The sequence below is a fragment of the Pseudarthrobacter sp. J1738 genome (assembly GCF_050490315.1).
GTDB lineage: Bacteria > Actinomycetota > Actinomycetes > Actinomycetales > Micrococcaceae > JBNPEO01.
The window spans coordinates 50,347-62,564 of the sequence record NZ_JBNPEO010000015.1; the positions used below are offsets into that span (position 1 = coordinate 50,347).

A 12,218-nucleotide genomic window follows, 5' to 3' on the forward strand; every position below is an offset into this window, starting at 1 on the left:
AGACTGCCCGGGCGGCGCCTCCCCCCAGTGCGCCGCCCGGGCTTCCACCTGCCCTGACCGCGCGCGCGCGGGCCCAGGAAGGTGGACGGCGGCCCCCGCATCCGCAGGGGTGCCCCCAGAACTGCCCAAGCTATACCGAAAGAGATTATGACTTCCTCAAACAAGACCACTTCGGTCCAGTCCGCGCCCCAGTCCATTGACGCCGCCACTTTGAAATCCTGGGAGGACAACCACGATGACCTGATGGTGATTGACGTCCGCGGCGGTGCCGAGTTTGATTCGATGCACATCAAGGGCTCGTACCACGTGCCGTTGCCCCTGCTGAGTGAGCATGCCGAGGAATTCGCCGCCAAGATGGGCACCCGCGTGGTGCTGGTCTGCCAGTCCGGGAACCGCGCCGAACAGGCCCGCAAGCACCTCGACGCCGTCGGCCTGGGCAGCGCCAGCGTGCTGGCCGGCGGGGTTCCCGCCTACGCCGCGGCCGGCGGCAACGTCGTCAAGGGTAAGAACACCTGGGCCCTGGAACGCCAGGTCCGGATGACGGCCGGTTCACTGGTGCTCGCCGGTGTCGTGGGCAGCAAGCTGCTCTCGCCCAAGCTTGGCCTGCTGGCCGGCGGGATCGGCGCGGGCCTGACCTTCTCCGCAGCGACCAACAGCTGCGCAATGGGCCAGATGCTCTCCAAGATGCCGTGGAACCGGTCCGCGAACGAGCCCACCGCCCACCAGGCGCTGCAGAACCTGGGCTCGAAGGCATGATCATCACCGCGGCGGCGTTCGGGCTGATCGTCGGCGGCCTGCTGGGCCTGGTCGGCGGCGGCGGGTCCATTCTCGCCGTCCCCGCTCTGGTCTACGGCGTCGGGCTCCCGCTGGCTGCGGCGATCCCGACCTCGCTCGTCGTCGTTGGAGCCTCGTCCGCCGTCGCGGTCCTGCCGCGGCTGCGCGGCGGGGTGAACTGGCGCCTGGCTATCATCATCGGCGCTGCCGGCACCGCGACCGCCTACCTCGGCGCGTATGTGAACCGGCTGCTCGACCCGAAGGCGCTGCTGCTGGCCTTCGCCGCCATCATGGTCATAGCCGGGATCCGCATGATGCTCCCCACCAAAACTGCCGGCGGGTCCTGCGCCCTTCCCGGCGGGGGAGTCCACTGGCGCAGCTGCCTGCCCAAGGCGATCGCCACCGGTGCCGTCGTGGGCTTCCTGACCGGCCTGCTCGGCGTCGGCGGCGGCTTCCTCATCGTCCCGGCCCTGACTCTTGTCCTGGGCCTGCCGATGGCGGTGACCGTCGGTACCTCACTGGTGATCATCGTGATCAACTCGATCGCCGGTTTCGCCGCCCACCTTGGTGACCTGCAGATCGACTGGGCCGTCACCGCAGCCTTCGCGGGGGCAGCGATGGTTGCCTCCCTGATCGCGGGCCGGCTCGGCACCAGAATCCCGGACAAGATCCTCAAGCGCAGCTTCGGTGTCCTGGTCCTGGCCGTCGCCGCCTACGTGGGCGGGCAGGCATTGCTCTCCTGAGGGAGCGCATCACCGGGATGCGAAAAGCGCCGGAGGCAGATGCCTCCGGCGCTTTTCGTTGTCGGCGTCTTCTCAACGCAGTTCTTCCGGGTCTTCGGAGAGCCTCAGGCCCAAAGGTGCTTAGCGTCCAAAGAGCTTCGCGAAAAAGCCCTTACCGGCTGAACTCTCCTGCTCGTGGCCCTGGCAGCGCTGGGAACTGGGAACCCCGCGCATGACCTGGTCAACATGCTGGCCACACCCGGCCCATGTCGTCTTCTGGCATTTCTTGCACGTCACCGCACGGCACATCTGCTGGCTCCTTCAGATAGGTAGTCTTATTCCACCAGTATACCCCCGGGGGTATAGCCATTTCACCATGGTGACCGTCCCGGGTGCCTGCGCCCGTCGAGAGACCGCAGTTGTGCAGGGGCGCCGCGCCGGCCCCGTCGTCGCCACTGAGGTGGGCGTTCAGGCAGCGCTCCCCACAAAGGGGACCGCCGGCGTCAAAACAACGTACGAAAACGGTTCCGTTCGCGTTGGCAGCGGGACTACCTTTGGAGCCTGGGGGATGTATGAAAGAGATCGTGATTGCAGGCGGAAAAGGGCGGCTCCGATTTTACGGATCCCGCTTTCATCTGGCTTGGACGCCAGGGTCGCATATCGACGCCGGGGACGCGGCCGCGTCCATTGAAGCGATGCAGGCCCTCGGCGGTGGCAGGGCGTTGCCGCTGCTGGTCACCATCGCCGGTGTGACCATGGGCGCCGGGGCGAGGGGCGCCTACGAACGTGCGGAGGCCGTGTCCGCGGTGGCCCTGCTGGGGTCCAGTGTGGTGGACACCGTTGTGGCGGCGGCATTGGGCCGCCACGGCTTTTGCCCGCATGCGTATTTCACCTCACGCAAGGAGGCCCTAGCCTGGCTGGAGGGCTTCCCGCTCCCGGCGGTTTCCGCGGAGCAGGAGCCGGGATTGCGCAACGCGTAGCCGCCCTGTGCACTGCCCTGTGAGTGCTCTTCACGGTACAAGGACCCTTGATTACCCCGGGGGCCTCAAGGATTGTGGAACCCCGGGCACGAGGCCGCGCCCGGAAACCGCAGGTACGGAGGCGCGATGGCAGCCGCAGAAACGTTTCGAATTGTGGTCGGGGTGGACGGGTCGGATTCTTCGATGAAAGCGCTCGACTGGGCCCTGGATGAGGCCCGGCTCAGGGCCGGCCAGGTTCACATCCTCACGGCGTGGCACTACCCCGTGATCGGCGATGCCGCAGGACGTGAAGAAGACCGCGAGGCTTTCGGCGAGACCGCCCGGACGATCCACGACGCCGCGGTAAAGGAAGCTTCCGCGGCCGGGGTCCACGTCACCGGCGAAGTGACCGAAGGGCATCCTGCAGATGTGCTGCTCCGGGCCGCCGCCGGCGCCGGTCTCCTTGTGGTCGGATCGCGTGGACACGGAGGTTTCGCCGGCATGTTGCTGGGCTCTGTTTCAAGCCACGCCGTACATAAGGCAAGCTGTCCGGTCCTGGTCGTGCGTTCGGGCGCCGGTCCGGTTCAAGGGCAAGAAGGGCGCGGCCGGCCCCGAGGGGCTCTCTACCGCGGAGGCGACCCGGCTGCTGGAGACCGTTGGCCCCAACGCCGTTCCACTGAAGCACACGGGACTCCCGGCACGGCTGCTGCGGAAACTTTGGGCGCCGGTACCTTGGATGCTGGAGGCGACCATTGTTCTTGAGTCTGTGCTGGGCAAATGGCTGGACGCGCTCATCATCCTGGCGGTCCTGAGCCTGAACACGGCGCTGGGCATTATCCAGGAGCGCCGCGCGGAGGCTGCCGTCGATCTGCTGCGCACCCGGCTGGAGATCAATGCCCGGGCGTTACGGGACGGGGCATGGACCATGATCCCGGCGTCGCGCCTGGTTCCCGGGGATGCTATCCACCTCCGGGTCGGCGATTTCGTGCCCGCCGACGTCGTCGTCCACGACGGCACCGTGATGGTGGACCAGTCCACACTCACCGGGGAGTCGATGCCGGTTGCCCGGGGGCCGGAGTCCACCGTCTACTCCGGTGCCACCGTGATGCGTGGGGAGGCCAGCGGCACCGTGACCGCGACCGGCGCCGCCACCTACTTCGGCAAAACCGCCGAGCTGGTGGGCAGTTCCGCGCCCGCCGCCCACCTCGAACACGTGGTGCTGCGGATCGTGCGGGTGTTCATCGCCGTGGACCTGGTCCTGGCCGTGGCGGGCACCGCCGGGCTGGCTGCCGCCGGGTCCACCACCGCGGATGTGATCTCCTACGCGGTGATACTGCTGCTGGCCTCGGTGCCGGTAGCCATGCCCGCAGCCTTCGCCCTGGCCGGCGCCCTGGGCGCCAGGCACCTGGCCTCGCTCGGAATCCTGACGACCCGGCTCACGGCCCTGCAGGACGCCGCGTCGATGAGCGTGCTGTGCATCGACAAGACGGGCACGCTGACCGAAAACAGGCTCGCGGTCGCCGCCGTCGCCCCCATCGGGGATGTGAGTCGGGACGAGCTCCTGCGTTGGGCGGCGGCCGCTTCCGACGCCGCCACGCAGGATCCCCTTGACCTGGCGATCCTCGCGGCCGCCGGTGAATCTGCCGGGGCGGGGGACAGGCTGAGCTTCACCCCGTTCGACCCCGCAACCAAACGTTCCGAAGCAACGGTGTCCAGGGACGGCAGGACCGTCCGGGTCGCCAAGGGTGCCCCCCACGTCATCGCGGCCATGGCCGAAGCGGCGCCCCCAGCGGACCTGGCGGCCCTGGCCGCCGGCGGCGCACGCGTGCTCGCCGTCGCTGTCAACGACGGGACCTGGCGCCTGCTCGGGCTCATCGCCCTCGCCGACCGGGTACGGCCCGAAGCCGCAGGCCTCCTGGCCCGCCTCACCGGACTCGGAATCCGGGTCATCATGGTCACCGGGGACAGCGCGGGCACAGCCGCCGCCGTTGCCGCGGACGTAGGGCTCACCGGCGATGTCGTCCAGGCGGACGACCTCGCAGCGTTGACCGGCGGGGAAGGAGGACCGTCCGTTATTGCCCAGGTCCTTCCCCAGGACAAGCACCGGATCGTTCAGCTGCTCCAGCAAGCGGGCCATGTCGTGGGCATGACAGGGGACGGCGTCAACGACGCTCCGGCGCTGCGCCAGGCCGAGGTGGGCATCGCCATGGAGACCGCAACCGATGTGGCAAAGTCCGCGGCCGGGGTGGTCCTGGTCCGCGGGGGACTGAACGACATTGTGGGGTTGGTCGAGGAAAGCAGGAGGATCCACCAACGGTCGCTGACGTACGCACTGAATGTCAGTGTGAAAAAACTGGAGGTGCCGTTGTTGCTGACCGCCGGGGTGTTCTCCTTCGGCCAGCTCGTGTTCACACCGCTGCTGATGGCGCTGCTGCTGCTGGCCAACGACGTCGTGAGCATGATGCTCACCACGGACAACGCCCGCTCCTCGCAACGGCCCGACACGTGGCACGTTGGCCGGACCATCGCCGGCGCCCTCGTGGTCGCCGTGCCGATGCTCGGCTCGTCGCTGGCCCTGCTCTGGGCATCCGGGCAGCTTTGGCCCGGCGGCGGCATCGACCAGTCCGCACCGTTATCTTCCTGACGCTGGTCTTCAGCAGCCAGGTCACGAGCTACGTCGTGCGCACGGCGCTCCCGGCGTGGAAGGACCGGCCCTCCACGCTGTTGCTGACCGCGTCGGCGCTGGACGCCGCCGGAGCCTCTGCACTGGCACTCTGTGGGGTCCTGATGGCACCGGTTCCAGGCGCCCTGCTGTTGCTTATCGCAGCGGCAACCCTCACCGGCGGATTCGTCGCCGACCGCCTCAAGGTCCCGGCCTTCCGGAAGCTCCGGCTGCACACCGGAGGGGCCGGCTGAACGCAGTCATCGCACACCGTCCCCGGACACAGCTATGGCCGCGGGGCGCCGGCGATTCTCCCCTGTACGGCAAAGGGGCGGCGGCCCGGGTTTCCCCGGGCCGCCGCCCTTTTCGCTTCTTCAGTTGTTAGCCGGCGTTGACGGCGGTCTTCTGCTGCTGCGCTGCCCAGGCGGCGTAGCTGCCGTCGAGTTCGACGACGTCGTAGCCGGCGCGGCGCAGGGCGCTGGCCGCGACGGAGTTCCGGACTCCGCTCTGGCAGTAGGAGACGATGGTTCCCTGGGCGGGGAGTTCGTCCAGGTGCCACATGACGCGGCCGCCGCTGAGCTGGTAGGAGCCGGGGATGTGGCCGGCCGCATGCTCGGTCTTGTTACGGACGTCCAACACCATGGCGGCGTCGAAGCCGTCGAGCTCCTCGGGCTGGATCAGCTTCGGGACGGAGATAGGCAGGCCCTCGAGCCCGGTGACGTAGCCGGCGACCTTGTCGATGCCGACGCGGACCAGGTGGTCCCACATCTCCTGCGCGGCGGACTGGTTCGGGGCGAGCAGGACCAGCGGGTTCTTGTCCTTTTCGGGGTCGACGACCCAGGCGCCGAAGCTGGCGGTGGACTTGCCGGCCGGGACGTTGACCGAGCCGGTGACGGTGCCTTCGTGGACCTGGGCGTTGGCGCGGGTGTCCACGAAGACGACCTTGTCCGCGGCCAGATCCTTGGCGACGTCGGCGGTAGCCAGCTCGGTCAGGGGTGCACGCTCGCCCATGACGGCGGGCCCTTCGCGGTTTTCGCGCTTCATCCGGGCGAAGTAGGCGTGGGCGTCGGGCTGGCCGTCGAGGAGTTCGTCGATGAAGCCCTGCTCGTCGTTCGCGGCCAGGTAGGGGCCCCACCAGGCGTAGAGGCGTTCGTAGCCGACGGTGGAGGACGGGATGGCGCCGAGGGCCTTGCCGCAGGCGCTGCCGGCGCCGTGGCCCGGGTGGACCTGGACGTGGTCCGGGAGGGTCAGGAACTTGTCCCGGAGGCTGGCGAAGAGCTGCTTGGCGCCCTCGAAGCGGGTGTCGACGCCGCCGGCGGCCTCATCCAGCAGGTCCGGGCGGCCGAGGTCGCCGGAGAACACGAAGTCACCCGAGAGCAGGTAGCCGGGCCGGTCGGCGAACGCGCCGTCGGTGATGAGGAAGGAGAGGTGCTCCGGGGTGTGTCCGGGGGTGTGGAGGGCCTTGACGGTGATGTTGCCCAGGGCGATGGTGTCGCCGTCGTTGAGGCGCTCGGCCTCGAAGCCGTACTGCCAGTCCGCCCCGCCCTCACCGGAGACGTAGGCGGTAGCGCCGGTAGCAGCCGCCAGCTCACGGGTGCCGGAGAGGAAGTCCGCATGGATGTGGGTCTCGGTCACGGCGACGATGGTCATCCCGTTGGCCGCGGCCAGGTTCTTGTACACGGCGATGTCACGGCGGGGATCGACCACCAGGGCCTCACCCTTGGCCTGGCAGCCAATGAAATAGCTGGCCTGGGCGAGGTCTTCGTCATAGATGCGCTCGATAAGCATGGGGCTCTCTTTCGTCGGCGTCCGGGAGGGGGATCCTCCGTTGGTCTAACACAACGATAATACCCCCGGGGGTATGTTGCAAGCTCTGCGCTGAGACTAAAAGCACGGCTGGTCAGCACTAGCCGTTATACCCTCCGGGGTATAGGGTTGGCAATAAATCCAACGACCGGCTTGGAGCCTGATATGGAACTTGATTCGAAGGAACTTACCCCCGTTGTCAACCGGCTCAAGCGGGCCCAGGGGCAACTCGCCGCCGTCACCCGCATGCTGGAAGAGGGCAGGGACTGCAAAGACATCGTCACCCAGCTCGCCGCCGTGTCCAAGGCGCTCGACCGGGCGGGCTTCGCCATAATCTCCAGCGGCCTCGAACAGTGCCTGGTCCGCGGGGACTCCAGTATGGATACCAAGGACCTGGAAAAACTCTTCCTGTCCCTCGCATAGGCCAGCCAACAGTTACGTGTCGCCCCCGCCGCAGCGGCAGGTCAGTGACACCCTCGGAATGATTCATAGCGCCCGGCATGAAAGTCGCTAACGGCACCAGTCGCTTGGGGGAGAAATCATGAAGTCATACGGGCCAAACGCAGAGGCGGGGTTCTAGTATGACTTTTAGGATGTGGCTCCGGGCAACTAATTTTTCGGGGGCCGGAGCCACACCCTCACGCCGCTAGGGAACCGTCGAACCGCCCACCGGCTGGCCCGCCTCTCCAGCAGCACCGACCGTCGCCGACGGGTGCGCCACTCCCAGGCAGGGCTTGACAGTCAGATCCTTCGGGGACGGCAAGCAGTCCAGCGGTTAGGCCAGTGCACTTCCACCGACAGCGTTACAGTGAGAAAAACAGCCTGCCGCCCGGCAGAACAGCCCCCTTTGAAGGAGGAACCATGACATCCACCAGCCCCGCCAAGATCGCATTCATGATCCTGACCGATTCCCCAGACCGCGGACTTCCCGGGCTTCTCATGGCGAGCCGCCTGAAAATGAACCGCGGCGCGGACGTCCGCGTCCTATTTTTCGGACCCGGCGTGCGGCTGGCCGGCAGCGGAGCGGCCGACCAGCACCTCGCGGATCTCATTGATTCCGGGGTCAAGCCGACGGCCTGCGCCGGCCAGGTGGAACAGTTCGGCCTAGCCGACGAATTCGCGTCCCGCCCCGTCGAGCTCATCGCCGCCGGGGCCGAGGTCGAAGCCTACGCCCAGGAAGGCTTCACCGTACTCAGCTTCTAGGCCTCCGCCCCTGCAGCTAAATCGGTTGACAGGTGGGGTGAAGCCCCGAAGTCCTGGCTTTGCACTTCCGGGCGAACGCGTCGTAGTCGACAGTGAAGACCGGCGGGGCCGGCAGGTCGGCCAAGGCTCTTGGCAACCGGTGTGGTGCGGGAAACTGCGGGGGATGGCCACGATACCCCGGGGGGGTATATTGTGGTGAGTGTCACAGGTTGGGACCACACCGGGACGGCGTGGTCCCGTTAGTGGAGGCGAAGACGCCCCCACTGCCGGCTACGCAGGTTTCTCGGCCCGGTCACAACCCGATATGTCCGGCGTCGGTGCTGAAGCGACGCCGGGTTTCCAGAGAGGCGCCTCGCCAATGCCCATGCACCACGAGATCCTGATTATCGGCGGCGGCAACGCGGGGCTGAGCGTTGCCGCCCGGCTCCGGAATGCAGGGCGGACCGACGTCGGTCTGATCGAGCCGAGCGAGCAACACTACTACCAGCCGCTGTGGACCCTGGTCGGCGGAGGAGTCGCCAGCCAAGAGGAAACGGTCCGTCCGCAGGCGTCCGTCATGCCCCAGGGTGTTGCCTGGATCAAGGACGCCGCGGCGGACATTGACCCTGGGCGCCGCAGTGTCGCACTCTCCTCCGGCGGTTCCGTCACCTACGACTATCTGGTGGTTTGTCCCGGAATCCAGTTGGACTGGGACAAGATCCCCGGGATGGCCGAAGCCATGGAATCCCCGGCGGTGTCCAGCAATTACCGCTACGACCTGGCGCCCAAGACCTGGGACATGATCCGCAACCTGAAGTCCGGGACGGCCGTATTCACCCAGCCCTCCGGTCCCATCAAGTGTGCAGGCGCCCCGCAGAAAATTGCCTATCTGGCAGCCGACTACTGGCGCAAGCAGGGGGTGCTGGACGACATCCGGGTGGTCATGGTTCTGCCGACACCGGGCATGTTCGGAGTCAAGGTCTTCGCCGATGAACTTGAACGGGTGGTCGACAAGTACGGCATCGAAGTCCGCTTCAACAGCGAAATGACCGAAGTGGACCCCACCGCAGGCACGGTAGTGGTCACGGACAACGCGGCTGGTACCCAGGAATCACTTCACTACGACCTGCTCCATGTCGTGCCGCCGCAGTCGGCCCCTGACTGGCTCAAGCGCACACCGCTGGCAGATCCGGCCAACCCCGCCGGCTACGTTGACGTTGACAAGCACACCATGCAGCACAAGCGCTACCCGGAAATCTTCGCCCTGGGCGACGCCGGGTCGACCCCGAATTCGAAGACCGGCGCCGCAATCCGCAAACAGGCGCCAGTTCTGGTGAAGAACCTGCTGGCAGCCATGAAAGGATCACAGCCATCGGCACAGTACAGCGGATACGCTTCATGTCCGCTGACCACCGCACGAGGAAAAATGCTGCTGGCCGAATTCGACTACACCCTCCAGCCCGCCCCCAGCATCCCCTTTATCGACACCACAAGGGAACGCAGCGACATGTGGCTGCTCAAGCGCTACGGGCTGCCGTTCATGTATTGGAACCTGATCCTCAAGGGCCGCGCCTGAGCCTACCGGGGCATCAGCGCTGAACACCACGCGCGGGAACCGGGACACCCGCGGCGGCGTCGACCCGCCGCTTCCGCGGGATAGAACGGAGCCCGAACAAAACCCTTCAGCGGCGGTATCGCATCTTCGTCACGTCAGGTTGACGTAATCACGGATATCGGTGATTTAGAGTGTGATCTAGGATGTGTTTTATACCTTGATTCAACGGGCCTTTTCGTGGGACCATGAACTATGACTGCAGTGACAGGCGCCCGCGGCGGGCTGAAGGCGCACCAGGATTCCATCCGGCTGGCCGACGACGTGCTGGTCCGGGATCTGAGGGACCTGCTGGGAGCGAAGCTGGTCGCGTACATCGGGTCCGTGAAGGAAACCCGGGCCGTCCGGCTGTGGGCCGACGGGGACCGGAAACCGTCCGCCGAGGTGATGCAGCGGTTGAGGACCGCTTACCACGTGGCGGCCCTGCTTGCGGAGCGTGATTCCCGGGCGGTGGTGCAGGCCTGGTTCCAGGGCATGAACCCGCAGCTCGATGATGTCCCGCCGGCGCGTCTGCTCCGCGAAGGCCAGCTGGACGAAGCCGGCCCGCAGGTGCTGGCCGCCGCCCGGGCGTTCGCGGCCGCAGGCTGACCGGTGGTTTCTGCGCAACTGACCGCGGCCGAGGCCGCCGGCAGAGTCTGGCGCGTCGGCTTCCGCCCCGAGCCCTGGGCCTGGAGCGGCTGGGAATGGGCCACCGACGGACGGTTCCCGGGCCGCTGGGATGACCTTCACGGCAACTTCCGCACCATCTACGCCGGCTCCTCCCTGCTGGCGTGCCTGTTGGAGGTCCTGGCGCATTTCCGCAAGGACGCACGGCTGAGCATGGAACTGGACGAGATCGTCGAGGATGACGAGGATAAGGTCCTGCACCCCACCATTGCCCCGGGGAGTGGCTCGAAGTGCGAGCCGCCGCGTCCGCTGAACTGTCGGGGCGGTACTGCGCGGTGACCGCCTCCGGCAGCCTCGCGGCCCTGCACCCACACTTCATCGGCCTGGCCCTAAGCCTGGGCCTGGCTGACTTTGACGCTGCGGCGCTGAAGGACGCCCGGCCCCGGCGCCTGACCCAGGCTGTCGCGGCTTGGCTCTACGAGACGACAGACTTCGACGGCGTCACTTTTGCCTCCCGTCACGGTGACGATCTCCAGCTCTGGGCCATCTTCGAGCGCCCCGGTGATCCAGCGGTCACGCCGAACATCCATGATGTAATCGGCGAAGAACCACTGCAGCACGACAGCAGGGAAATCAACAAGGCCCGGTAGTCCTGAAGGTGTCTTCAGGGGCAATCTAGGTGTGGTTGAGTTCTGGTATGGGCCTTGAGCTGACGAGCGAGCTTCTTGATTCGTGGACGCTGGTTGATGAAGATGTGGCGTTGATGGCGCGGAAGTCAGGAGCGACTCGGGCAGGGTTTGCTGTGTTGCTGAAGTTTTTTCAGCAACATGCCAGGTTCCCGGGTGGGCCTTCTGACCTTCCACTGGGAGCGGTGGACTATATTGCGGCGCAGATTTCTGTTCCTCCCGATGCGCTGGCTCCCTACTGGGGCGGGCGCTCAATCAAGTACCACCGGGCCGAGATCCGGTCCCATTTTGGTTTCCGTGAGTTCACGACCGCTGATGAGGCCCGGCTGGCTGGGTGGTTGGCGGAGAGGGTGTGCCCGTCTGAGGTTCGAGAGTCTGCGCTTGTGGAGGCTTCGCTGTCCCGGTGTCGTCAGGAGCGGATTGAGCCGCCGGGACGTGCGGGCAGGATTGTTGGTGCTGGCCGGGCGTTGTTTGAGCAGCGCCTGTGTGCTCATGTGGGCAAGGTTCTAGGCCCGGACGGTGCGGCTGGGCTGAAGGCCTTGGTCGCTGATGGTGCAGCCGGTTCCCTGTTGTCGGTGTTGAAGGCTGATCCGGGCCCGGCTGGTTTGGAGTCGTTGCTGGCGGAGGTGGAGAAGCTTTCAGCAGCCCAGGCTCTTGATTTACCGGCTGGCTTGTTTGCCGGGGTTTCGGAGAAGGTCGTGAGTGCCTGGCGGGCGCGGGCGGCACGGATGTATCCATCGGATTTCCAGGACGCGCCGGCGCCGGTGCGGTTGACGCTGTTGGCGGCGTTGTGTCATCAACGGACGGCAGAGATAGCTGACAGCCTGGTCGATTTGCTGCTCGTGCTGGTGTTGAAGATCAATACCGGCGCGGTGAGGAAGGTCGAGAAGGAACTGACCGAGGATCTGCAAAGGGTGCGCGGCAAGACGGCTTTGCTGTTCAAACTGGCCGAGAGGGCAGTCGCCTGCCCGGATGAGACGGTCCGGGAGGCCGTGTTCCCGGTGGTGAGTGAGAAAACCCTGCGGCAACTGGTCCAGGAGGCAAAAGCCAACGAGAGCGTGTTCCAGGGCAAGGTGAGGACCGTGTTGCGGGGTTCGTACTCGAATCATTACCGGCGGATGTTACCGGCGCTGCTGTCCGTGCTGCGGTTCCGGTGCCATAACACGGCGTTCCGGCCCATCATGGATGCCATCGCGTTGCTGGAACGGT

The 12,218-nt window shown here is 66.5% G+C and carries 14 protein-coding genes; 13 read left to right on the forward strand and 1 reads right to left on the reverse strand.

The window, feature by feature from the left end; genetic code table 11:
* Nucleotides 1-147: 147 nt before the first annotated feature.
* The 6 genes from ACQR35_RS14075 to ACQR35_RS14100 all read left to right on the forward strand — a co-directional run bounded on the left by ACQR35_RS14075 (nucleotide 148) and on the right by ACQR35_RS14100 (nucleotide 5,371).
* Nucleotides 148-756, forward strand: coding sequence for a rhodanese-like domain-containing protein (locus ACQR35_RS14075; RefSeq protein ID WP_430268626.1), 609 nt, complete (start codon nucleotides 148-150; stop codon nucleotides 754-756).
* The gene (locus tag ACQR35_RS14080; RefSeq protein WP_430270390.1) at nucleotides 753-1,517 is read left to right on the forward strand and encodes a sulfite exporter TauE/SafE family protein; all 765 of its coding nucleotides are present in this window, start codon (nucleotides 753-755) and stop codon (nucleotides 1,515-1,517) included. The genes ACQR35_RS14075 and ACQR35_RS14080 overlap by 4 nt, the downstream gene beginning before the upstream one ends.
* Nucleotides 1,518-2,068: 551 nt before the next feature.
* A complete protein-coding gene (locus ACQR35_RS14085) occupies nucleotides 2,069-2,476 on the forward strand; it encodes an STAS/SEC14 domain-containing protein (RefSeq protein WP_430268628.1) in 408 nt (135 codons plus the stop codon).
* 126 nt (nucleotides 2,477-2,602) lie between these two features.
* A complete protein-coding gene (locus tag ACQR35_RS14090) occupies nucleotides 2,603-3,217 on the forward strand; it encodes a universal stress protein (protein ID WP_430268629.1) in 615 nt (204 codons plus the stop codon).
* On the forward strand, nucleotides 3,102-5,099 hold the full coding sequence (locus ACQR35_RS14095) for an HAD-IC family P-type ATPase (protein ID WP_430270395.1): 1,998 nt from the start codon (nucleotides 3,102-3,104) through the stop codon (nucleotides 5,097-5,099). Before ACQR35_RS14090 ends, ACQR35_RS14095 begins: the two co-directional genes overlap by 116 nt.
* 35 nt (nucleotides 5,100-5,134) lie before the next feature.
* Nucleotides 5,135-5,371, forward strand: a complete 237-nt coding sequence (locus ACQR35_RS14100) for a hypothetical protein (RefSeq protein WP_430268630.1) — start codon at nucleotides 5,135-5,137, stop codon at nucleotides 5,369-5,371.
* Between the two features lie 127 nt (nucleotides 5,372-5,498).
* Here the strand turns inward: ACQR35_RS14100 and ACQR35_RS14105 are convergent, their stop codons facing one another.
* Nucleotides 5,499-6,905, reverse strand: a complete 1,407-nt coding sequence (locus tag ACQR35_RS14105) for an MBL fold metallo-hydrolase (protein ID WP_430270391.1) — start codon at nucleotides 6,903-6,905, stop codon at nucleotides 5,499-5,501.
* Between the two features lie 183 nt (nucleotides 6,906-7,088).
* On the opposite strand from ACQR35_RS14105, the gene ACQR35_RS14110 reads away from it, so the two are divergent.
* The 7 genes from ACQR35_RS14110 to ACQR35_RS14140 all read left to right on the forward strand — a co-directional run.
* Complete coding sequence (locus ACQR35_RS14110; RefSeq protein ID WP_346958289.1) at nucleotides 7,089-7,346, forward strand: metal-sensitive transcriptional regulator; 258 nt, start codon at nucleotides 7,089-7,091, stop codon at nucleotides 7,344-7,346.
* A gap of 438 nt (nucleotides 7,347-7,784) precedes the next feature.
* Nucleotides 7,785-8,126: a hypothetical protein gene (locus ACQR35_RS14115; RefSeq protein WP_430268632.1), complete on the forward strand. Its 342-nt coding sequence runs from the start codon at nucleotides 7,785-7,787 to the stop codon at nucleotides 8,124-8,126.
* Nucleotides 8,127-8,484: 358 nt separating this feature from the next.
* On the forward strand, nucleotides 8,485-9,681 hold the full coding sequence (locus ACQR35_RS14120) for an FAD-dependent oxidoreductase (protein WP_430270392.1): 1,197 nt from the start codon (nucleotides 8,485-8,487) through the stop codon (nucleotides 9,679-9,681).
* A gap of 231 nt (nucleotides 9,682-9,912) precedes the next feature.
* Nucleotides 9,913-10,305, forward strand: coding sequence for a hypothetical protein (locus tag ACQR35_RS14125; protein WP_430268634.1), 393 nt, complete (start codon nucleotides 9,913-9,915; stop codon nucleotides 10,303-10,305).
* A 3-nt stretch (nucleotides 10,306-10,308) separates the two neighbouring features.
* Nucleotides 10,309-10,662: an RES domain-containing protein gene (locus ACQR35_RS14130; RefSeq protein WP_430268635.1), complete on the forward strand. Its 354-nt coding sequence runs from the start codon at nucleotides 10,309-10,311 to the stop codon at nucleotides 10,660-10,662.
* The gene (locus tag ACQR35_RS14135; RefSeq protein WP_430270393.1) at nucleotides 10,659-10,973 is read left to right on the forward strand and encodes a hypothetical protein; all 315 of its coding nucleotides are present in this window, start codon (nucleotides 10,659-10,661) and stop codon (nucleotides 10,971-10,973) included. The genes ACQR35_RS14130 and ACQR35_RS14135 overlap by 4 nt, the downstream gene beginning before the upstream one ends.
* Nucleotides 10,974-11,020: 47 nt before the next feature.
* Nucleotides 11,021-12,218: DUF4158 domain-containing protein (locus ACQR35_RS14140; RefSeq protein ID WP_430270394.1), on the forward strand; the 1,198-nt coding region annotated here is incomplete at its 3' end.

Bases quoted from the DNA above. Each gene is read 5' to 3' on its own strand.
- ACQR35_RS14080 (WP_430270390.1), top strand. From the start codon at position 753: ATGATCATCACCGCGGCGGCGTTCGGGCTGATCGTCGGCGGCCTGCTG.
- ACQR35_RS14120 (WP_430270392.1), top strand. From the start codon at position 8,485: ATGCCCATGCACCACGAGATCCTGATTATCGGCGGCGGCAACGCGGGG.
- ACQR35_RS14105 (WP_430270391.1), bottom strand. From the start codon at position 6,905: ATGCTTATCGAGCGCATCTATGACGAAGACCTCGCCCAGGCCAGCTAT.
- ACQR35_RS14075 (WP_430268626.1), top strand. From the start codon at position 148: ATGACTTCCTCAAACAAGACCACTTCGGTCCAGTCCGCGCCCCAGTCC.
- ACQR35_RS14115 (WP_430268632.1), top strand. From the start codon at position 7,785: ATGACATCCACCAGCCCCGCCAAGATCGCATTCATGATCCTGACCGAT.
- ACQR35_RS14125 (WP_430268634.1), top strand. From the start codon at position 9,913: ATGACTGCAGTGACAGGCGCCCGCGGCGGGCTGAAGGCGCACCAGGAT.
- ACQR35_RS14090 (WP_430268629.1), top strand. From the start codon at position 2,603: ATGGCAGCCGCAGAAACGTTTCGAATTGTGGTCGGGGTGGACGGGTCG.
- ACQR35_RS14110 (WP_346958289.1), top strand. From the start codon at position 7,089: ATGGAACTTGATTCGAAGGAACTTACCCCCGTTGTCAACCGGCTCAAG.
- ACQR35_RS14085 (WP_430268628.1), top strand. From the start codon at position 2,069: ATGAAAGAGATCGTGATTGCAGGCGGAAAAGGGCGGCTCCGATTTTAC.